17 protein-coding genes and 1 tRNA gene are annotated in these 20,577 nt (G+C 66.9%); 8 read left to right on the top strand and 10 right to left on the bottom strand.

All coding sequences use genetic code 11. The features are described 5' to 3' along the window. Positions 1 to 726: 726 nt before the first annotated feature. Positions 727 to 803, bottom strand: a tRNA-Met gene (locus ASC68_RS21900). 165 nt (positions 804 to 968) lie between these two features. Next, positions 969 to 2,876: a heparinase II/III-family protein gene (locus ASC68_RS21895; RefSeq protein ID WP_055884097.1), complete on the bottom strand. Its 1,908-nt coding sequence runs from the start codon at positions 2,874 to 2,876 to the stop codon at positions 969 to 971. 116 nt (positions 2,877 to 2,992) lie between these two features. On the opposite strand from ASC68_RS21895, the gene ASC68_RS21890 reads away from it, so the two are divergent. Then, the gene (locus ASC68_RS21890) at positions 2,993 to 4,234 is read left to right on the top strand and encodes a cellulase family glycosylhydrolase (RefSeq protein WP_156384723.1); all 1,242 of its coding nucleotides are present in this window, start codon (positions 2,993 to 2,995) and stop codon (positions 4,232 to 4,234) included. 196 nt (positions 4,235 to 4,430) lie between these two features. Here ASC68_RS21890 and ASC68_RS21885 read toward each other — a convergent pair whose 3' ends face one another. From ASC68_RS21885 to ASC68_RS21875, 3 genes are read right to left on the bottom strand one after another with little or no spacing between them, the layout of a single operon-like run. After that, positions 4,431 to 5,105 carry an MIP/aquaporin family protein gene (locus tag ASC68_RS21885; RefSeq protein ID WP_055884093.1) on the bottom strand — a complete coding sequence of 225 codons (675 nt, stop codon included), beginning with the start codon at positions 5,103 to 5,105 and terminating at the stop codon, positions 4,431 to 4,433. Further along, positions 5,102 to 5,632: an arsenate reductase ArsC gene (locus tag ASC68_RS21880; protein ID WP_055884090.1), complete on the bottom strand. Its 531-nt coding sequence runs from the start codon at positions 5,630 to 5,632 to the stop codon at positions 5,102 to 5,104. Before ASC68_RS21880 ends, ASC68_RS21885 begins: the two co-directional genes overlap by 4 nt. After that, positions 5,622 to 5,981, bottom strand: coding sequence for a metalloregulator ArsR/SmtB family transcription factor (locus ASC68_RS21875; RefSeq protein WP_055884088.1), 360 nt, complete (start codon positions 5,979 to 5,981; stop codon positions 5,622 to 5,624). The genes ASC68_RS21880 and ASC68_RS21875 overlap by 11 nt, the downstream gene beginning before the upstream one ends. Before the next feature lie 188 nt (positions 5,982 to 6,169). On the opposite strand from ASC68_RS21875, the gene ASC68_RS21870 reads away from it, so the two are divergent. The 3 genes from ASC68_RS21870 to arsK are packed head-to-tail and all read left to right on the top strand — an operon-like array spanning position 6,170 to position 9,184. After that, positions 6,170 to 6,496, top strand: a complete 327-nt coding sequence (locus tag ASC68_RS21870; protein WP_055884085.1) for a metalloregulator ArsR/SmtB family transcription factor — start codon at positions 6,170 to 6,172, stop codon at positions 6,494 to 6,496. 49 nt (positions 6,497 to 6,545) lie between these two features. After that, a complete protein-coding gene (locus tag ASC68_RS21865) occupies positions 6,546 to 7,949 on the top strand; it encodes an NAD(P)-binding domain-containing protein (RefSeq protein ID WP_055884082.1) in 1,404 nt (467 codons plus the stop codon). A 14-nt stretch (positions 7,950 to 7,963) separates the two neighbouring features. Further along, positions 7,964 to 9,184, top strand: a complete 1,221-nt coding sequence (gene arsK, locus ASC68_RS21860) for an arsenite efflux MFS transporter ArsK (RefSeq protein ID WP_055884078.1) — start codon at positions 7,964 to 7,966, stop codon at positions 9,182 to 9,184. 192 nt (positions 9,185 to 9,376) lie between these two features. On the opposite strand, the gene ASC68_RS21855 is transcribed toward arsK, so the two are convergent. The 3 genes from ASC68_RS21855 to ASC68_RS21845 all read right to left on the bottom strand — a co-directional run bounded on the left by ASC68_RS21855 (position 9,377) and on the right by ASC68_RS21845 (position 12,997). After that, the gene (locus ASC68_RS21855) at positions 9,377 to 10,792 is read right to left on the bottom strand and encodes a hypothetical protein (protein WP_156387411.1); all 1,416 of its coding nucleotides are present in this window, start codon (positions 10,790 to 10,792) and stop codon (positions 9,377 to 9,379) included. A gap of 16 nt (positions 10,793 to 10,808) precedes the next feature. Then, positions 10,809 to 11,804, bottom strand: a complete 996-nt coding sequence (locus ASC68_RS21850; RefSeq protein ID WP_082528372.1) for a GNAT family N-acetyltransferase — start codon at positions 11,802 to 11,804, stop codon at positions 10,809 to 10,811. 95 nt (positions 11,805 to 11,899) lie between these two features. Further along, positions 11,900 to 12,997, bottom strand: coding sequence for a glycosyltransferase family 4 protein (locus ASC68_RS21845; RefSeq protein ID WP_082528371.1), 1,098 nt, complete (start codon positions 12,995 to 12,997; stop codon positions 11,900 to 11,902). A gap of 224 nt (positions 12,998 to 13,221) precedes the next feature. Here ASC68_RS21845 and ASC68_RS21840 point away from each other — a divergent pair, with 224 nt between their 5' ends. Further along, a complete protein-coding gene (locus ASC68_RS21840) occupies positions 13,222 to 14,661 on the top strand; it encodes a lipopolysaccharide biosynthesis protein (protein ID WP_055884067.1) in 1,440 nt (479 codons plus the stop codon). 489 nt (positions 14,662 to 15,150) lie between these two features. Here the strand turns inward: ASC68_RS21840 and ASC68_RS21835 are convergent, their stop codons facing one another. Further along, complete coding sequence (locus tag ASC68_RS21835) at positions 15,151 to 15,645, bottom strand: hypothetical protein (protein ID WP_055884064.1); 495 nt, start codon at positions 15,643 to 15,645, stop codon at positions 15,151 to 15,153. Positions 15,646 to 16,180: 535 nt separating this feature from the next. Beyond that, positions 16,181 to 18,277, bottom strand: coding sequence for a catalase (locus tag ASC68_RS21830; RefSeq protein WP_055884061.1), 2,097 nt, complete (start codon positions 18,275 to 18,277; stop codon positions 16,181 to 16,183). Positions 18,278 to 18,469: 192 nt separating this feature from the next. Between ASC68_RS21830 and ASC68_RS21825 the strand changes: the two genes are divergently transcribed. From ASC68_RS21825 to ASC68_RS21815, 3 genes are read left to right on the top strand one after another with little or no spacing between them, the layout of a single operon-like run. After that, the gene (locus ASC68_RS21825; protein WP_055884058.1) at positions 18,470 to 19,117 is read left to right on the top strand and encodes a hypothetical protein; all 648 of its coding nucleotides are present in this window, start codon (positions 18,470 to 18,472) and stop codon (positions 19,115 to 19,117) included. Then, positions 19,104 to 19,520 (top strand): phage holin family protein, encoded by a 417-nt coding sequence (locus ASC68_RS21820; protein ID WP_055884055.1) that lies wholly within the window; start codon positions 19,104 to 19,106, stop codon positions 19,518 to 19,520. Before ASC68_RS21825 ends, ASC68_RS21820 begins: the two co-directional genes overlap by 14 nt. After that, positions 19,520 to 20,488, top strand: coding sequence for a DUF3618 domain-containing protein (locus tag ASC68_RS21815; protein ID WP_055884052.1), 969 nt, complete (start codon positions 19,520 to 19,522; stop codon positions 20,486 to 20,488). The genes ASC68_RS21820 and ASC68_RS21815 overlap by 1 nt, the downstream gene beginning before the upstream one ends. The last annotated feature ends 89 nt before the right edge of the window (positions 20,489 to 20,577 follow it).

Raw genomic sequence — 20,577 nt, 5'->3', positions numbered from 1 at the left:
CCTCCCTCACGCGGCCGTGGCGATGGGCGCGCATCGGAGGAAGCCGAGCAGCGCATCACGGTCGGCCACCCACTGATGTCCGACTTTGCGAGCGGGAAGCTCGCCGCGTTCCAGTAGGTGGAAAGTCGCCCGGGGTGTCTTCCCGATGGCTGCGGCGATGGCGCGGGCGCCCCAAATGATGGGCGAGGATTCAGACGTAGGGGTGTCCATGTGGGGACCCTCCTCGGTTTGAGGTTAGGGGTCCCGTTAAGGAGCTTCACACCGTTCGCCGAGCACGCACACCGGGGCGATACACCAGACTATGCCGTCTGGTTGGCAGGCCGGTTACCCGGCCATGGCGCAAAGTCACGCGGAGCTTATCCGCTGGGCATTGAACCGACCGTCAAGCTCCGTCTCACAATGGACGGTATGGGATCGGGCTCCAATGACTATCGCCTACGCCCCATTTCTATGGACGGTCAAGGTTTCATGAGGGGGCACTGCAGTCCCACGGGATGCAACCCGGGCCAAAGAGACGGGAGCGGATGCGCTCAGCCGACAAAGTGGAAATCAAGGAAGACCGTGGCTTACCGAGGACTCTATGTCGCGTTCATGTCGCATGGAGTCGCCGGGACCGCCGGGAAAAGCGCGCAAAAGCTGGGAAATCGTGGGTAGCGACATAGCGCAACATGGCGCGAAACATCGAAGTCGATGGCGATAAAAACGAGCAATATCAATGAGATAAAATGGTAGCGGAGGAGGGATTTGAACCCCCGACACACGGATTATGATTCCGCTGCTCTAACCAACTGAGCTACTCCGCCCCGAGGTGCGGGCGGTCAGAGACCACCGGCGGGGCGCTATGCGCGGCGCCTTCTTAGGTTTGGCGGGGGTGGGTGTCAAGCGTTGCCGCTAGGAAGCGGATAGGGAGCAGCGAATAGCCGGTAGCGAATGGATTCCCTGCCTGCTCGCTAGTGGCTGCGCACCACTCACTTGGCGACGCTGATCCTGGTCACCACCCCATCCGGTCCGATATTGCCGCGCCAGACGATGCGGTCGGCGGGGAGTTTTTCGCCGAAGCGCGGGGCGACCCAGCCGCCGGGGCCGGGGGTATCGCCGCCGCGGGCCACGGCGATGGCGGGGGAGGGGAAGCGGAGCGTCAGCACGGGGGCGCCGGCGCGCTGTACCAGTACCGTGTCGCCGTCGATCCGGGTGTCGAGATCGCCTGCCAGCTGGAACACCAGTTCGGCTTCCTCGGTGCCGCCGTTGAGTTTGTCGGTGATGGCGAAGCCATCGGGGCCGGGCGCGATGCGACGCTCGTGGGTGACGCCGAAGGCCTTCACATAGCCGTCATGGCTGGCGTGCAGCGGGCCGAGCCAGAGCGCACTTGCCTTGTCGGACCAGTTGAAGGCGCCGGAGATGCGGCTCTGGTTGTGGCCGTAAAGGGTCAGCGTGTTGTGCGCGGGCGTGCCGCGGAACCAATCGCGCCAGGCGCCGCCCGAGCCATAGAGATACGTACCGGGGTCGACCAGCACCGGCTGGCCGTCGAGCGCGAGGGTGACCGAGAGCGCGTCGGCATGGCCATGCGCGGCGATCGAGAGGTAACCGAGCGGCCCATGGTCGAAGCTGAGCGTGGCCGCGTGCCCGGCGAGGGATCCGCGCCAGACCGTGAGGCCGCCATCGGAGAAGGTGGTGAGGCCATCGGGCGGGGTGGAAACCGCCGATGGCTGGCCGAAGATGGCGCTGCGGAGGTCGCCCGGCGCTGGGGTCATGCCGGGGATGCCGAGGAAGCCAGCAATGGCGCTGGCGATGAACCCGATATAGCCGGGCTCGTCGCCCCCCAGCGTCAGCACCCGGCCCTCGTCATCATCGCCCAATGCAGGAGGTGGCTCGCCAAGTGAATCAATAAAGCTGGCGAAGGCGCTGATCCGGTTGTCGAAACTCTCGGGAAACGGAACGCCGGCCGCCCGCGCCGCGAAGGCGCAGAGCAGGGCCAGCTCGACGGTGAAGGCAGCATAGGTCGGGGTCTGCTCGGCGCCGCTGCCATCGGCGAGAATCTGCCGATCGATCTCGGCGATGAGCGCCGCGCGGGTCGCCGGCGGTTCGGTGCCATAGGCGAGGCCGATGAGGTATTCGCCCGCCAGCTCCGCCACCAGGTGGTTATTGGCCGACGAGAATTTTGAGGGGAAGCGCGGCAGCCAGAAGCGGCTGGCGGCGAGGATTTCGCCGATCATCCGCCTGGCGCCAGGGCTCAGGCTGTCCCCGGCGAGGCTCGCGACGACGATGAGGCTGATGGCGCGCAGCGCCACCTCGATGCCCGAGGCCCAGGCGACGCCGCGGAAGGGCGGGTTGGCGGCGTGCCAGCTGGCAATGGCGGCCTCGATGGCAGCAAGCGCCCCGGCATTATCGGTGAGCAGCACCTCGGCGGCGAGCGGCACGAGCCACTGCAGCCGGTTGAGCTCCCAGACATACTTGATGTCGCCACGGCTGCCATCGTGGCGGAAATCGATCTCCAGCGCATAGGCCTCGGGGCCGGGCCAGGCGCCGGAGGTGACCGGGTCGAAGCGCCAGAGGGTTTGGGGGAACAACTCAGCCGGGTTGCGCGCCGGCCAGTCACGGCCGAGCGCGCTGAAGCGGCCGGCCAGTGTGTTGGCGGCAGCGGCGGCGATGGCGGTGCGGGTGGCTTCGTCGGCGCCCGCGAGGCGGTCGCGCAGGCCGGGCAGGGTGGGGAGGGTGGTGAGGGTGGTGAGGGTGGTGAGGGTCTGGGGCGCGGGGTAGCGGGCCCAGCCTTCATGCCGGCCCTTCGAAATGCGCTGCTTTGCCGCCTCGCCGAGGCGGTGCAGCACCTCGGCCGGCTCCATGCTGCGCAGTCGGTTGATGTACCAGCCGAGCTTCATCGGCGCCCCCAGCGTTTGACGTCTGATACACCATAGAGGGCGATTTCGGCGCGGGTGAAACCTCGGCATCGCATCGTGCGGTTAACATCGGCGCGGGCGCGATGCGGAGAGATGCGATGACCACGATCTGGCGGATGATGGTGCTGCTGCTGGCGCTAGTGGCCGGCAGTGCCGTCGCCGCGCCGCTGCCGTTGCACCGCGGGGTCAACATCCACCAGTGGCTCAACTGGTCGCCGCTCGCCGCAGATGGCAGCTATCGCTGGCCACCCTACCAGTCGGTGGCCGACTGGCTGGCGGGCGGGCGCTCGGCCAGCGACTGGCCGGCCTCCGATCCCTTTACCGATATCCGGGCGTTGGGCTTCGATTATGTGCGGCTGACGGTCGATCCGGGGCCGCTGCTGGCGACTGAGGGCGAGCGGCGCCAGGAAGCGCTGGCGGTGCTGGCCGATGCGGTGACGAAGCTCCTGGGCGCCGACCTCAGGGTGGTGCTCAACCTCCACTCGGTGTCGCAGGTGCCGCAATACAGCATGGACGTGGTCAATGGGCCCGCCGGCTCCGACGCCATTGCCGGCTATATCGCCATGGTCGCCGATGTCGCGCGCATCCTAGCGCCGTTCGGAAACGACCGGGTGGCGATCGAGCCCTATAACGAGCCGGCGCATTACCCCTGCGACGCCTCGGGCAGCGAGGATTGGCAGCAGATCATGACGGCGACGGTCGCGGCGGTGCGCGCCGTCAGCACCGAGCTCACCATTGTCGCCACCGGCGGCTGCGGAGGCAGCATTACCGGGCTGACCGATATCCGCCCCGGGTTCGACGACCCCAATATCCTCTACAGCTTCCACATGTACGAGCCGCACAGCTTCACCCACCAGCGCGCTGATCGTGAAAGCGATTTCGCCTCAGGCCTGCCCTGGCCGGCGAGCTCGGGCTCGGCCGAGCTGACGGTCGAAATGCTGAAGGCGCATATGATGGCGGCGGGGCTCAGCGAGGCGGAGCAGGCGCGCAACCTTTCGGCGGTGGGCGGGGCGATCGATGAGTATTTCGCCGAGAATTGGGACGAAGCGCGGCTCAAGGCGCGGGTCGGCGAGGCGGTCGACTGGGCCAAGGCCAACGCCATCCCGCCCGAGCGGCTGTTCATGGGCGAGTTCGGAGTGATCCTGATGACCCCGGACGGCCGCATGGGCGCCTTCAATTCCGACCGGCTGCGCTACCTCACGACGCTGCGCCAGACCGCGGAGGCGAATGGGATTCCCTGGGCGATCTGGGAATATGCCAACCCCTATGGGATGAGCGTGATCGAGCCGACAGGGCCGGCAGTGCCGGACCGGGAGATGCTGGGGGCGCTGGGGTTGTAGGGGGGCCGCATTCCAGTGGAGCATGACCACTGGTGCCCGCAGTCGACCGTGGTAGGCACAGAGCTGGCCCACCCACCGGCTGTCATCCCAGCGAAAGCTGGGACCCATCTACTTGCTTGCGCTGCGGCGAGTTGGGTCCCCCAGCTTTCGCTGGGATGACACCGAGTTTGGGGAGGTAGCGGCGCTCAACCGAACCTCAGTGACTATCAGAACCCGCCTCGACCCGCACCCACAACCACCGCACCAATCCATACGCCAGCAACCCGCCGACCAGCTGCGCCGCGACGAACGGCAGGACGTCGCTCGGGCGGATGCCGGCGAACGTATCGCTCAGCGCTCGGGCCAGGGTCACTGCCGGGTTGGCGAAGGAGGTTGAGGCGGTGAACCAGTAGGCGGCGGTGATGTAGAGGCCGACGGCCCAGGGGATGTCGGTGGGGCGGCGCTGGCCGAGGAGGATCACCAGCAGCAGCCCGAAGCTGGCGACGATCTCGGAGAGCCACTGGCCCACCCCCGAGCGGGGGGTGGTGGAGAGGGCGATGGGGGCGAGGTCGAACATCAGGTTGGCGAGGATCGTGCCGGCGACGCCGCCGGCCAGCTGGGCCAGCACGTAAGGCGCGAGCCTTGCCCATGGCAGCCGGCCGCCGAGCGCCGCGACCAGCGACACCACCGGGTTGAGATGCGCGCCGGAGATCGGGCCGAGCAGCATGATCAGCACCACCAGCATGGCGCCGGTGGGGAGCGTATTGCCGAGCAGGGCCAGCGCCACATCGTCGGTCAGCCGGTCGGCCATGATGCCCGAGCCGACCACCGTCGCGACCAAGAGCGCGGTGCCCAGCGCCTCGGCCGCGAGCGGCCGGAGAGTGTCGGTCATGCGGCGCCCGAGGCCTTGGTGGTGCTGCCGTCCATGGCGCCGATGCCGCGCAGCTTGCTGCCCAGCGCCATGTTGTCGATGCTTTGGAGCGGCAGGTTGACGAAGGCGGCGATGCGGTTGCGCATGAAGCGCAGCGCATCCTCGAAGGCGGCGCGGCGGGCAAATTCCGGACCATCGACGGCGGCGGGGTCTTCGATGCCCCAATGCGCCGTCATCGGCTGGCCCGGCCAGATCGGGCAGGCTTCGCCCGCCGCGTTGTCGCAGACGGTGAAGACGAAATCCATCTTCGGGGCGTCCGGCACGGCGAACTCGTCCCAGGCCTTGGAACGGAGGCCCTCGGTGGAGATGCCGGCTTCCTTCAGCACCGCGAGGCTCATCGGGTGGACCTGGCCCTTGGGCGTGCTGCCGGCCGAATAGGCATGGAAGCGGTCGCCGGCCACGTGGTTGAGCAGGGCTTCGCCCAGGATCGAGCGGGCCGAGTTGCCGGTGCAGAGGAACAGGACATTGTAGATGCGGTCAGCAGGCATTGCTGGTGGCTCCCGGAGTGCAGCAGGGGGTGAATTCGGCGACGAGTGGCTGGCAGAGCTCAGGGCGGCCGCCGCAGCAATCGGAAACGAGGAAACTGGCCACCTCGCGCACCCGATCGAGCTCGGCGCGGTAGATGATCGAGCGGCTGTGCCGCTCGGCGGTGACGAGGCCGGCGCGGGTGAGCACCGCGAGGTGGCTCGACATGGTGTTCTGCGGCACCTCGAGCCGGCGCGCCACTTCGCCGGCCGGCAGGCCGTGCGGCTCATGCGCCATGATCAGGCGGAAGGCGTCGAGCCGGGTCGCCTGGGCGAGGGCGGTGAAGACGTCGATGGCATCGGTGTTTTCCATATATCGGGATTTACCGATATGTTGGCTGGCGGGCAAGTGAAGGTTTTATGACGGCAGGTGGTCGGCAGTCGGCAGTCGGCAGTAGAAGAGCGATCTGCTTCGACTGCCGACTGCCGACTGCCGACTGCCTGTTTCCACAATCATCGAAATAGCCTTGACACGCCCATCCGGCGGCCTATGCTATTTCCATGAACATCGAAACAGCAGCAGCGCAGCTCGAAGCCCTGGGCAACCCGACCCGGCTCAACATCTACCGCACCCTGGTCAGGGCCGGCGGCAGCGGTTTGCCGGTGGGTAAGCTCCAGCTGAAGCTCGATATCGCGGCGTCGACGCTGTCGCATCACATCAGGAAGCTGGTCGAGGTCAACCTCGTCAGCCAGGAACGGCAGGCGACGACACTGATCTGCCGGGCCAATTATGCCAGCATGAATGGGTTGCTCGGCTATCTCGCCGATGAGTGCTGTATCGACGAAACCGGCGCCTGCGCGCCGGCAGCCAGCGAGGTGGCGGCCTGAGGCCTCCCCTTTTTGTCCTATAATTCTAACTTTCTAGAAGGATCGAATCATGAGGAACATGCATCTTCCGGTTGCGGTCATCGGCGCCGGTCCTGTGGGTCTTGCCGCGGCGGCGCAACTGGTGTCGCGGGGGCTGACGCCGATCATCTTCGAGCGCGGCGCGTCGGTCGGCGCGTCGCTGCTCGAATGGTCGCATGTGCGGGTGTTCTCGCCGTGGGAATACAATATCGATGCGGCAGCCAGGGCGCTGCTCGAGGCTGCGGGGTGGGAGGCGCCCGAGTCGACCGAGCTGCCGACCGGCGGTGAGATCGTGGCGCGCTACCTGCAGCCGCTGGCTGAGCTGCCCGCCATCGGCACCGCGCTGCGGCTCGGCGCGACGGTGACGGCGATTACCCGGCGGGGCCTCGACAAGGTGTCGAACAGCAACCGCGACACGACGCCGTTCGAGATCCGCTGGACCGATGCCGATGGCGTCGAGCGGGCCACGGCGGCGCGGGCGGTGGTCGATGCTTCCGGCACCTGGACGCGGCCCAACCCGATGGGGGTGGATGGGCTGGTGGCTCCGGGAGAGCGTTCGCTCGGCGACCGCATCGCCTATGGCATTCCTGATGTCATGGGGGCGCAGCGGACCGATTATGCCGGCCGCACCACGCTGGTGGTGGGCGGCGGGCACTCGGCCATCAACACGGCGCTGGCGCTGCTCGCTTTGCAGGACGCGGCACCCGATACAAAGATCCTCTGGGCGCTCAGGCGCAACCGGCTCGATCGGCTGCTCGGTGGCGGGCTCAACGACCAGCTGCCCGAGCGCGGCGCGCTGGGCCTCAGGGCGCGGGCGGCGATCGACGCCGGGCGGCTGCAGATCCTCGCGCCGTTCGCCGCGACCGGGCTCGCCCGCTCTGCGGAGGGCGTGACGGTCAGCGGCACCCTCGGGCTGGCGCCGCTGACGCTCGAGGTCGATCGCGTCATCGTCGCCACCGGTTTCCGGCCCGACCTGCAGCTGCTCAGCGAGCTGCGCGTCGGCATCGATCCGGCGACCGAGGCGCCGCCGGCGCTGTCGCCGCTGATCGACCCCAATTTCCATTCCTGCGGCACGGTACCGCCGCATGGGGTGGTCGAGCTCACGCACCCGGAAGCCGATTTCTACATCGTCGGCGCCAAGTCCTACGGCCGCGCCCCCACCTTCCTGATGGCCACCGGCTACGAGCAGGCGCGCTCGGTGGTGGCAGAACTCGCCGGCGATCCGGTCGCCGCCCGGCAGGTGCACCTGGTGCTGCCTGAAACCGGAGTGTGCAGCGTTACGCCGGCCGCGCTCGGCGGCGCCGCGTGCTGCGGTGGCCCGGCGCTCGATGCGAGTTCGTGCTGCGTCGCCGATGAGGTCGCCAAGGCCGAGGGCGAAGCCGGCTGCGGCTGCGGGACTCCGGCGGTGACCGAGCCCCTCGTCGAACTCGCCTGAACCTCGGAGCTCCGATGTCTTCCCGCAATTCCGCCGCGATGATCTGGGCGCTCGGCACCACCCAGGTCATCGGCTATGGCACGCTCTATTACGCCTTCAGCGTGCTGGCTCCGGCGATCGGCGCCGAGTTCGGCTGGCCGCCGGAATGGGTGTTCGGGGCGCTGAGTGTGGCCCTCCTGGCGGGGGGCTTCCTCGCCCCTGTGGCCGGGCATCTGGCCGACCGCTTCGGCGCCGCGCGCACCATGGTGGCGGGTTCGGTAGCGGCGGCGCTGCTGCTCGGCGCGGCCGGCCTCGCCGTCGATGGCTATAGTTTTGCCGCGGCGCTGATCGGCATGGAGATCGCCTCGAGCCTCGTGCTCTACGCCACCGCGTTTGCGGCTTTGGTGCAGGCAGGCGCCGAGCAGGCGCAGCGGCGCATCACCTACCTGACGCTGATCGCCGGTTTCGCCTCGACGCTGTTCTGGCCGCTGACCGCGGTGCTGCTCGAGCAGCTGGGCTGGCGGGGCACCTATTTCGTCTTCGCGGCGCTCAACCTTCTGGTCTGTGCGCCGCTGCATTTCTGGCTGGCGCGTGGCGCTTCGGTCGCGGCCGGGCAGGCGGCCGGCAAGTCGCAGCAGAGCGTCGCCGAGGCCGGCGTGCTGCCGCTGGGGCGGCGCAACCTCGCCCTGGGGCTGATCATGGCCGGTTTCGCCATCGAGGGGCTGGTGCTGTCGGGCGTGCTGCTGCAGATCATGCCGCTCCTCCAGGGGCTCAGCCTTGGCGCCGGGGCGCTGATCATCACCACGCTGTTCGGGCCGGCGCAGGTGCTGAGCCGGCTGGTCAACATGCTGCTCGGCCGCGACCTGCCCGCCACCCGGCTCGCCGTCATCGCCGCGGCGCTGCCGCCGGCCGGCCTCGTCGTGCTGGTCACCACCACGCCATCGCTGGTCGGTGCAGTGGTGTTCGCCATCCTGTTCGGGCTCGGCTCAGGCCTCACCAGCATCGTCGCCGGGGTGCTGCCGCTCTATCTGCTCGGCCGCAACCGCTACGGCGCCCGGCTCGGCTGGCTCTCCTCAGCCCGCCAGATCGCCTCCGCCATCGCCCCGTTCCTCCTCGCCGTGGCGATGGGCACGCTCGGCATTGGCGGGGCGCTGTGGGTATCGATCGGGCTGGGGCTGGTGGCGGTCGGGGTGTTCGTTGCGGTGGAAGCGATGGCGTCGCGGCGGGTGGCGGCGGTTTCGGTGGAGCGAGGGTAGGGGGCCGCCGCCTGGCGCAGTGGGGCACTCAAGCTCCCCCACCCACCAGCTGTCATCCCAGCGAAAGCTGGGACCCAACTCGCAACCTTCGCCAGCGGAGAAATGGGTCCCAGCTTTCGCTGGGATGACACCGAGTTTGGGGTGGCCGTGGTGGGTCTGCGGCGGGATGACGCCGATAGGATCAGCCCGCCCTCAGTACTTCGAAATATCCAGCCGCTGATCGATAAAGGCGCGTTTGCCCGCCCGGCCGCCGGCCAGCCGTTCGACCTGTTCGATGGCGAAGACGATCTTGCCGTGGGTGCGCTGGGTCAGGCCGGTGGCAACGCGCAGCGCGTCGCTTTCGCTGCCATCGGCAGTGGGGATGTAGCGGATGGTGCTGTGGCCCGGCTGATCCTGGAAGAACTGGTATTCCTCGATGCCCTCGAAATAGCGCGGGTTTTCCGGGGTGAAGTCGATGGTGACGACGCGGTTGCCATCGGCCGAGATCAGGAAATCCGGCTTCCGGCGCGGGGTCAGGCGCTCGACGGTGAGGCGCTGGCCGTTGCCGGGCGTGGGCAACTCGACCAGCGTCGCGCGGTCCTCGGTGTCGTAGCGCAGGAACGGCATGCTCATGCCGGTAAAGCCGGTGCCGACCAGCCGGCCTTCGCGGCCGATCTCGGTGATCGGCTGGCCGGCTTCATCCACCAGCTCGGCGCGGCCATAGAGCGGGTCGAACTGGTAAAAGCCGTCGCTGCTGATCTCCCTGGCGAACAGCACTTTTTCGCTGAGCCCATAGAAATTGGCGATCGGCACGTTGCCGAACACCTCGGTGATGATGCGGCGCTGGTGCGGGTAGAGTGGCTCGGAGATCGGCAGGATACCCTTGAGCGGGCGTTTGGGCAGGCGGCCGATGCGGCACATGTGCCGACACATCAGCTCAATGGCCGAGGGGTAGCCGTAGAGATATTCGAGCTCGTGCTTGTCGATCAGGTCGAGATAGGTGCGCACGTCGTCATGCGTCATCGGGAACACCGAGAGCCGCAGTTCGCGCAGGGCCGGCTCCCATTGCGAAATGCTGGTGCCCTTGGGGTGGAGCCCGAAGCCGCGCAGGACGATCTTGCCGGTCTGTTCGGTAAAGCCGATGCGGCTCCAGTTGTCATAGACAAAGGCCATCTCGCGGGCGCTGCGGTCCTTGTCGAGATAGAAGGTGAACGGCCGCTCGCCGTTCGAGCCGCTGGTATCGCCGCGGTCGGCCTCGCCGCGCGGTACGGTCAGCACGGCCTCGCCGGCCAGCCGCAGCTCTTCCTTGCGCAGGATCGGCAGGCGGGTGAGATCGCTGAGCTCGAACGTCGTCGCGTCGAAACTGCTGCCGAAGGCGCGCTCGATCAGCTCGCGATAGAACGGGCTCAGAGCATGGGCGCGGCCGACAATGGCGCGTAGCGAAGCCAGGTGCTGTGCATCGGCATAGGCGGGGTCGGCGCTGGCCAGCGCGATGCGCTCGCGCCACTTGCGGTAGCTGCCGCCGAATTTCAGCTTGGTCGGCACCAGCGAAATCAGCGGCGCCAGCGAGCGCCGCACCACTTCGGGACTTCGCACATAGGCGCCGCGCGCCACATCCATCAGGCTCATCTCAGGTCCCCCACCCTCACCAGCTCATCCATTCGCCGGCGAGCTGATACTCGACCGGCTTCATCGTCTGCTTGAAGCGCGTATAGCCATCGCCGGGCTTCAGCCCGCCGACATCGAAAGTTCTGACGCCGCGGCGGTGCATGTCGCGCAGCACCTGCCACATCAGGAAATTGCCGGCATTGAGCTTGCGGCCAGCGGGGCCGAACCAGCCGACGTGATATTCGGCGTGCGTGCCGAAGCGGACCACCGACATGCCGGCCACCGGCTCGCCCTGGTGCAGCAGCTGGAACACCGAGACATCCTCGGGTGCGGTCAAGCGCAGGGCGCGCAGCAGGGTTGGGTCGGCGGCGGTAAAACCGCGCTCGGCCATGTTCTCGGCATGGCGCGCCAGCATCCACTCATAGGTCGCGTCGTCCTGAGCGATGCGCAGCTCGGCGCCGGCCTTTTCGGCATTGCGCACGCGGTTGCGGAAGGTGGACGCGAGGCCGGCCCACAGCGCATCTTCGCCGACGGTCAAATCGATGCGGCCCGATTGCCAGGAGCGGCGGTGGCGCAGGCGATAGCCGGCGCTGCGCAGCAGCGCGTCGCTTGGCGCCCCGAGGGGCAGGGCAGGGGCGATCAAGAGCGGCGCCGTCCAGATGCGGCCCCAGCGGCGGCGGAGCGCGGCATAGACGCCGACGATCTCAGCTGCATCAGGGGCGGCGTCGAGGAACAGTGGACCACGATTGACGCGGTTGACGAGGTGAAGGCCGAAGCGGCGGAACTCGAGCACGGTGGCGATCGCCACCGGCCGGCCGGCCTCGAGGAACACTACGCGCCTGACGGTCCACCCCTTCGCCGCCTTGCCTTCGCCATAGGCGAAGCCCTGTGGCAAGTGCGGGTCGGGGCATGAGGCGATCAGGCTGTCCCACCGGGCCTTGTCGGCCACGAGCTCTGCGGTGATCGCCTCCCTCGCGTCCCCGGTTTTCGCCGGGGAAACTGGTGTAGCGGTGCTCAAGACGTCGTAGGTCATTCCGCATTCCCAAACGCGTCGACCTACCGTTTGCGGCGCGCTGGAACGTGGTAGTCCCGGGCAGGAAAACTGGGAACCAAAAGGTTACCTTAGTGTTAACGCGCGGCGCTTATCCACACCTCGCCCACGGCCCGGGCATAGGGGGTGAGATCGAGCTTTTCGCGGTGCAGCTGCAAGGCCGCAGCGCCCAGCCGATCACGCAGCGGCTTGTCCTCGACCAGCCGGGTCAGCGCCGTGGTCAGGGCATCGACATCGCCCACCGGCACCAATAGGCCGGTTTCCTCGTCGATGACGATATCGGATACCGCGCCGACCGGCGTCGCCACCACGGCGAGGCCGGACGCCATGGCTTCGATGATCGACATCGGCAGGTTCTCGGCAAACGAGGGCAGCACCATGATATCGGCCGAAGCGATCAGTTCGGCGACGCGTTGCGGGCCGACCCAGCCGGGGAGATCGACGCGGTCGGTGAGGCCCAGCTCGGCCGCCTTGCTGCGCGCCGCCTCGACATGGCCGTCGCCGCCGATGGTGGCGCGCCAGCTCTCGAGGTGCTGCATCCGCGCCAGGGCGTCGCCCAGCTGCGGCACGCCCTTGCGGTCGCCGATGCGGCCCAGAAACAGGATGTGCACCCGTTCGCCGCCCCCCACATGCGGCAGGGCTGGCTGCGCCGTGGCGTTGGGCACGATGACGATGCGATCGGCGGCCCGCGGCGCCCGCGCGGCGACGAAATCGCGCCAGACCTGGCCGAGCACCATGGTGTGCGCGGCGCCTTCGAACATTGTCCGGATGTCCCGGCTCAGGCGGCTCTGATCGTCTTTCCAGAACTCCCGATATTCAGCGCCATGCAGATGCAGCACATAGGGGATGGAGAGCAGCCGGGCGAGCCGGGCAATCTGCAGTTTGCGATAGGTGCTGCCGGCGCTGGCGAGATTGATATGGAGCACGTCGAGCCTGCCCATGGCCTTCAAGCCAAGCATGCGCAGCAGGAAGCCGCCGAGGTAGAATGGCGAGAGTGCTATGTGGCCGGGGCCGCGGGTGGCGCCGAAGTGCACCTTGAGGCCGGCAGTGCCTTGCCGCTCGAGCTCGGCGCGGAGGCCGCCCATCACCCGGTCGATGCCACCCTGGCCGGTGCCGCCCGAGGGGGTGGCGACCAGGACGTCGAGGGGTTTGGTCTGTGTGTTCCGCTGCAGCATGAGCGAGCCATAGCGCCCGCCGGGAGCGGGGGGAAGCAAAGGCTCGGGTCAAGGTTTACGGCGGGGTGGTGAGGGGCGGGGCGATGCGCCGGAGCGGCCGGCGAAACCATCGAATTCGATACAATTGCCGCCGTTCACCACCATCCGCTAAAGCGCTGTCGGGTCGGAGCCGAAAGGGTTAAGCGAAAGTGAAGAACATCCCCAATAGGGGAAGGTGACCACCCTTGCTGCTCCGCTCGACCCTGCTCTATACCCCGGCGATCCTGCTGACGCGCCTCTCGGCGCTGCTGATGCTGGTCATCGCGACGCGGCTGATCGACCAGACCGAGTATGGCCTTCTGACCCTCGTCGTCACGGTGGGCGAGCTCACAGATTCCGCGGTCAGCAGCTGGCTGCGCATCGCGCTGCTGCGGCTCGGCGGCAAGGGCGAGATCAGCAATGGCAGCGTGAAGCTCGCGGCGCGGGTGCTGGTGGTCACGACGCTGCTGGGGCTCGTGGTGTCGGTCGCCGGCTCAGTGCTGGTGGCACCCGAGCGCTGGGTCGAGTTCGCCCTGGCGGTGGGCACCTATCTCGCCGTCGGCGCCCTTGGCCGCTTCGCGCTCACCCTGTTGCAGATGCAGCAGCGGCACACCGCCTATTCGCTGCTCGAGTTTTTCCGCGCGGTGCTGCAGCTGGCGCTGCCGATCGCGGCGATCCTCATGATCCACGGCTCGTTCCTCGCGGTGTCGCTGGCCTCGAGCCTCGCCGTGCTGATCGCCGGCAGCGTCGCGCTGGCGCTGGCCAGCCGCCGCGTCGTCATCGGCCCGTCGCGCTTTACTCATCGCGAGCTGTTCGCGCTCGGTATCCCGCTGATCGCGGTCGCCACCATCAGCTTCGGGCTCAACAGCGCCGAACGCGTGCTGCTCAAGCTCTATTACGATGCCGGCGCCGTAGCAGTGTTCGCTGCGGTCTATGCACTGGCGCGACAGCCGATAGATACCATTTCCAACGCCATCAACATGGGGGCTTTCCCCGAGTTCGTCAGCAAGTTCGATACCGAGGGCTCGGCCGCCGCCGGGCGGTTCCTCACGCATCAGATGGCGCTGATGGGGCGGCTCACCTTCCCGGTGGTCGCCATGCTGGTGGCGCTCTCGACTGAAATCGGCGGCCTGCTGCTGCCGGCCGACTACCACCAGAACCTCGGCGCGCTGTTCCCGATCATCGCGCTCAGCGTGCTCTTCGCCAACTTCACCAGCTTCGTGTTCGAGAACGTCTTTCACGCCCACAAGAAGCCCTGGCTGCAGATGGTGGCGCTGGCGCCTGGTTCGGCGGCGACCATCGCGCTGTCGCTGCTGCTGATCCCCGCCTATGCCGAAATCGGCGCGGCGCTGGCGCTCGCCGGCGGCACGCTGGTCGGGCTCATCGCCGCCTGGGCGGTGAGCCACCGCCTCACCCCGGTGCCGATCCCCTATAGGGATCTGGGGATTTCCGTCGCCGTGGCCGCTGCCACCGGCCTTGCCGCCTGGATCGCCAGCGCGCTCCTCGGCGACAGCTGGCCGCTGTTCAAGCTGGCGGCGGGCGGGGTTGCCGGCGGGCTGGTGTTTCTCGGCCTGCAGTCGCTGCTGCACCCCGAAGAGACGCGGGCCCTGGCGGGAAAGGTGCGAGCGAAGCTGGGGATGGCCTAGCCACCCGGTTGTGGACGAGGTTGCAGCGAAGGGGGGAGACTCACGAGCAACCCCTGGTGCAGCTCCTTCGCTTTCGGCCCCTGAGCATTGACTGCAGCTGCAGTGACGCGGCGCCCGACCGCCCAGTTCACTCTGCGTTGATAAGGTCAGCCAAGGAACGGTCAAGCAACGGCTGGCCATGGGAAATATGGCTGCCCTTCGACCGAACCTCGGAATCACGCCGAAGTGAATAACGCTTGCACGACGCCAGGCCGGCTATACGGGTGGCATGGCAACACCTAGTAGACCGCTAAATCGCTACGCCTTGAGTGACCCGCCACGGCCACAACTGCAGCTGACGCAGAAGGCCTGGACCTGGCTTGGATGCATAGCCTTCAGTGCAGTTATTTGGGTGGCGATTATTAAGCTTGGGCTGGAGATGTTCTGAGGGGCGTGGACGCGCCTTCGCGGCCGGTAGCGCAAGCTCAGAGGAGTCTCCGACCTTTCGGGTTAGTCCGCCGCTCGCGGGGCGGTGAGGCTGTCCTCCATCCGTTCGACAATTGCGTCGAAGCGCTGTCGCTCGCCGGCCGGATAGCTAGCCTCGAAGGCAGAAAGCTGCGAGAGGTCGGGCGAGAACATGAACTTGGCGTAAAAGATCAGGTCATCGCCCCTTGCCTGATCAGCCTGGTAATAGCCCGACACCGCCAGCCAGGAGCGACCGTTTCTGCTGTACGTGATCTCGCGGATGCGCTCCGCACCGGCGAGCACCTGCTCGAACCCGGCGGGCGATCGGCGTTCGGCATTGGTGGCGCAATAGATATCGATCTGGCCTGCGGCATCCTGCTCGATCAGCGTGAGGCCGGTATCGGTTTCTGTGATGTCGAAGCCCGCCGCGGGATACTCTACAGCGTAACCACACGCTGCGTTCCGATACATCGTCCACGCCTCCTGGCCCTGGGCGGTGCTGGCGAGCAAGCCCAGCAGCAGTACGAAAAATGCGCGCATGACCCGGGTCCGATCCTGAGAGTGACAGCCTTTCTCAACGAGACTTGCGGGGATGCGTTCCGGCTGTGGTGCCGCTACTGCAAGGCCGGCAGGCCTTCAACTACAGCCCTGCTGCGTATGCGCAGCACCGATTCCAGCGGCAGCGGCACAATGACGTACCCATCGCGCAGAAGACTGCGAAGCAGCCTGCGGCCAACAAGGGCGTTACGTGGCTCCTCGCTCGACGTCACCAACCAGCGCCATTCTTTACCCGCAGGATGCGGAGGGATTACACTGTGCGTATGGGAGCAGATCAAAAGTGGATCACACCCCGCCGAAGAGCCATCTTCAGTTGCATAAATGATGAAGGGCACGTGTTGGGGTGGCTCCGTTCGGCGATGTAGTTTCGATCGGTCACGAGCGACGCGTCGGTATGCGCCTGTCATGTGATGGTGACGGGCGTCTCGCTGTGTCCTGGCTGGAAAACCTGCTCGAGCTCGCTTCGTTCCCGCCAATGCTTGTTCGGCCTGTCATCAGAGATTGACCCGGGCCGTGCTCACGCCCCATCCGGGCGATCCCAGAAGCGCAGGGCCGTGCAGGTCTTTATGAACGCTGCGGCGTCGGTGCTGGCGAGATCGGTGAATCCGTCGTCGAGATCGTCGGGCAGCCCGGTCTTGGCGAAGAGCTTGTTTGCCGCTTCGACGAAGCCGATGAACTTGTAGTGGGCGTAGGCGTCGGCGACGAAATCGCGGGCCGCCGGGAGTTTCAGCAGCGACAGCACCCCTTCGTCGCCGGGCAGCACCGCCACGGCGTCGAACAGCACGGAGGGGCCGCCATCGATCTTGTGGTGCGCCGCGAGCATCGTGCCGTCCTTGGCGGTGATCCCCGCCACGCTGGGGGCGATGAGCTCCATCGTGCCGCCTGCCGCCGTCACGGCGGCCTGCAAAGCATCGAGCAGCGCGGCATCGACGCCGTCGGTAATCAGCACGCCGAGTTTCCGGCCTTTGAAGGTGGCCGGCGGGTTCTTGAGGATCGACAGCGCGTCCGATGCAGGCAGGTCAGGACGCGGGGTCACAGCGGGAGACGCGGCGGCCGGCAGCGCCTTGAGGCCGAGGCCGTCGGCGACCGTCTGCGCCAGACCCTCATCGATGTTGAGGAGATGTGAGACGACGCGCTCGCGGATGGCCGGCACTTCGACCTTGCTCAGCTCGAACACCAGGGCATCGCCGATATGGCGCTGCTCGATCAGCGACTGGCTGATGAAGAACTGCCGGGCCTGGCTGTAGTGATCGGCAAAGCTCTCGGGCCTGAGGCGTTGCTTGGGCCCCTCGGCTTCCTCGGCAAAGCTCTCGAAGCCGGCCGCGGTTTCGCGCGGCCCGCCGATTTCCGTGCCCCAGGAATTGGGCTCGTAATTGGCGCGTCCCTTGGGGTTGTGGAAAGCCATGTGGCCATCCTGCTGGAAATTGTGGAACGGGCATTTCGGCGCGTTGATCGGCAGGTGGGTGAAGTTGGGCCCGCCCAGCCGCTTCAGCTGGGTATCGAGGTAGGAGAAGTTGCGGCCCTGCAGCAGCGGGTCGTTGGAGAAATCGATGCCCGGCACGATGTTCTGCGTCATGAACGCCACCTGCTCGGTCTCGGCGAAGAAGTTGTCGGGCATGCGGTCGAGCACCAACCGGCCAACCGGCGTCGCCGGCAGCAATTCTTCGGGGATCAGCTTGGTGGGGTCGAGCACGTCGAAATCGAAGCTGTCGGCGAACTTCTGATCGAAGGTCTGCAGGCACAGTTCCCACTCGGGGAAATCGCCAGCCTGGATGGCGTTCCACAGGTCGCGGCGGTGGAAATCGGGGTCGGCGCCGTTGATCTTCACCGCCTCGTTCCACACCACCGACTGTATCCCCAGCTTGGGCTTCCAGTGGAATTTCACGAAGGTGGATTTCCCCTTGGCATTGACCAGCCGGAAGGTGTGGACGCCAAAGCCTTCCATGAAGCGGAACGAGCGGGGAATGGCCCGGTCGGACATCACCCACATGATCATGTGCATCGATTCAGGGGTGAGCGAGATGAAGTCCCAGAAGTTGTCGTGGGCGCTCGCCGCCTGCGGAAACGCCTTGTCGGGCTCGTCTTTCACCGAATGGATGATGTCGGGAAACTTGATCGCATCCTGGATGAAGAACACCGGGATATTGTTGCCCACCAGATCCCAGTTGCCCTCCTGGGTGTAGAACTTGACGGCAAAGCCACGCACGTCCCGCGCCAGGTCGAACGAGCCCTTGTTGCCGGCGACGGTGGAGAAGCGCACGAAAACCGGCGTCTTCTCGCCGGCGCGCTGGAACAGGTCGGCGCGTGTCAACTCGGGCAGCGGCTTGTAGGTCTCGAAGAACCCATGTGCACCGTAGCCGCGAGCGTGCACCACGCGCTCGGGGATGCGTTCGTGATCGAAGTGGAAGATCTTCTCGCGAAAATGCGCGTCCTCGATCAGGGTGGGGCCGCGCGCGCCCTGCTTCAGGGTGTTCTGGTCATCGGCAACGGGCATCCCCTGCTGTGTGGTGAGAACGTCATAGCCCTCCTCGGCGCGCTGGTGGGTTTCGCCGCCTGCGCCGCGCCTGACGGGCTGGTCGCCATAGGTAATCGTCGACTTGGTAGTTCGGGCCATGGGTGCTCCTTGGCCCGCGGATCGCGCGCCTTTCAAGCTTAGCGTGGCTCGCGCGCGATCGTTCCGTCGCAGTGGCGAAATTGAGTTGGGGCTGCGCCGGAACGATGTCCCCTTCGCCAAGTTGAATTGTCAGCAGCCACCGAGGAGCGCCGCCTTACGAGCGCTCTCGTGGAGTTCATAGGAGCAGCACAAATGGCCCCCGATTACCCCACCGACACCGACCTCAGCCCCGACCGCACCCGGTCCGATGCCGCCGCGCTCACCGAAACCGCCCAGAGCGACCTCAGCCATCTCGGCGAGGAGGTCAAGCAGCAGGCCGCAGCCATCGGCGACGAGGCCATGACACAGCTCGAGGGTGCCACCGAAAAGGCCAAGGGCATGGCCGCAGATCAGAAGGACCTGCTCGTTGCCCAGCTGGGCGGCGTCAGCGGCGCCCTGCAGAAGGTGGCCGGAGAGCTCGACAGCAGTGGCGAGGCCGGCAGCCGCTATGTCCGCATGCTGGCCGACGGCGCCGAAAAGCTGACCTCGACGGTGCGCGACAACGATGTCGACCAGATCATCGGCATCGCCCAGGATTTCGGGCGGAAGCAACCGGTTGCCTTCATGGGCGCCGCTGCCCTGCTTGGCTTTGTCGCCTCTCGCTTCGTCCTCGCCTCCGCTTCGCGCAAGCCCGATGCAGCGGCTAGCCCTTCGGGGTCGGCCTACAGCTCGACCTACGGTTCGGGCAACAGCTCGAACTACGCTTCCGGCCGCTCAGGCCCGGGGCAGGGCTCGATGCAATCGGGTTCGAACCCCTCGACCTCGGTCTTTAACGAGGGAGGCCGAAATGGCGGATACTGAGCGCCCGCACACCCTGACCGACCTGCTCGGCGGCTTGGCGGGCGACATTTCCGGGCTGTTCCGCAAGGAAATCCAGTTGGCCAAGACCGAGGCGTCCGAAAAGCTCGGTGATGTGCTCGCCGCCTCCAAGGGCCTCGCCATTGGTGGAGTCCTCGCCATCGGCGCCGTCGGCGTCTTTTTGTCGGCACTGGTGATCGGGCTCTCCTGGGGCCTCGTCGCCATCGGCATGTCGGAGCAGGCCGCGGGTTTCATTGCCTCCATCGTGGTGGCCGGCGTCGTCGGCATCATCGCCTGGAGCTTCATTTCGAAGAGCCTCGAAGCCTGGAAGGCCACCACTTTCGAGCTCGACCGCACCACCCATTCCCTCGCGCGCGATGCCGAGGTCGTTAAGGAGAGCCTGTGATGAGCAGCTACGGAAAAGACTCTGCCCAGCTGGAGCGCGAAGTCGAACAGCAGCGCCAGCGTGTCGAAGACCGGATCGGCGAGATCAAGGACCGGCTGTCCCCCGGCCAACTGGTGGATGAGCTGCTGAGTTACAGCAAGGATGGTGGCCAGCATTTTGCCGCCAATCTCGGCCACACGGTTTCCAATAACCCGCTGCCGGCGGCGCTTCTGGGCATCAGCCTCGTCTGGCTGATGAGCGGACAGGGCCCGAAACTCTCGGCGCCAAACCCGGCGCCGCAGCCCAGCCGCTACCGCTCCGATTACCCCTATGCCACCGTCTCGGGTGGCCTGCGCCGGGTGAACCACGCGGCCGACGAGTCCGGCAAGTGGTTCAGCGAGTTCGAGGATGCCGGCGGCAGGCGCTTCAAGGCCGAATCCAACGAGCTGGGTCACCGGGCCGGCGAGTTCGTCGACGAAGCGGGCAAGAAGTTCGGCGGCTTTCTCGATGAGGCCGGCCACCGGCTGCAGGATTTCCAGGACGAAGCCGGCAACCGCATCGACGAGGCGGCAGGTTGGGCCTCGCATGCCTGGCAGGACCTCCGTCACCAGGTCGGCGATATGTTCGACAGTGTGCAGCAGCAGGCCCGGCATGTGGGCAGCAGCGCTCAGCACCAGACCGATCGCGCCACCAAGGTGGTGATGGATTCATTCCAGAACCAGCCGCTGGTCGCGGGGGCGCTGGCCTTTGCCGCCGGCGCCGCCCTCGGCGCTGCGCTGCCGCATACCGAGCAGGAAGACAAGGCCGTGGGCGAACTGGCCGATGAGGTCAGGGGCAAGGCCATCGATGTCGCTTCGGAGGTCTACGAGGAGGGCAAGACCCGCGTCGCCGACCTCTACGAGAAAGGCAAGGATGGCGCGGCCAAGGTCTACGACGAAACCGTCAAGGCCGTGAGCGACAGCGTCAACGGCACCCCCGAGCTGCATTAGCGGGCGGGGATTTGCCGAACCGCAGGTCGGGCGGGCGAGGCTCTGTAAGCCAGCTTGTCTGTCCGGCCTGCCTGCTCGACCAGCGAACG

The organism is Devosia sp. Root105, assembly GCF_001424865.1.
GTDB lineage: Bacteria > Pseudomonadota > Alphaproteobacteria > Rhizobiales > Devosiaceae > Devosia_A.
Note: the sequence above shows the minus strand (reverse complement) of the source record. Positions and strands in the feature narration are given on the sequence as shown.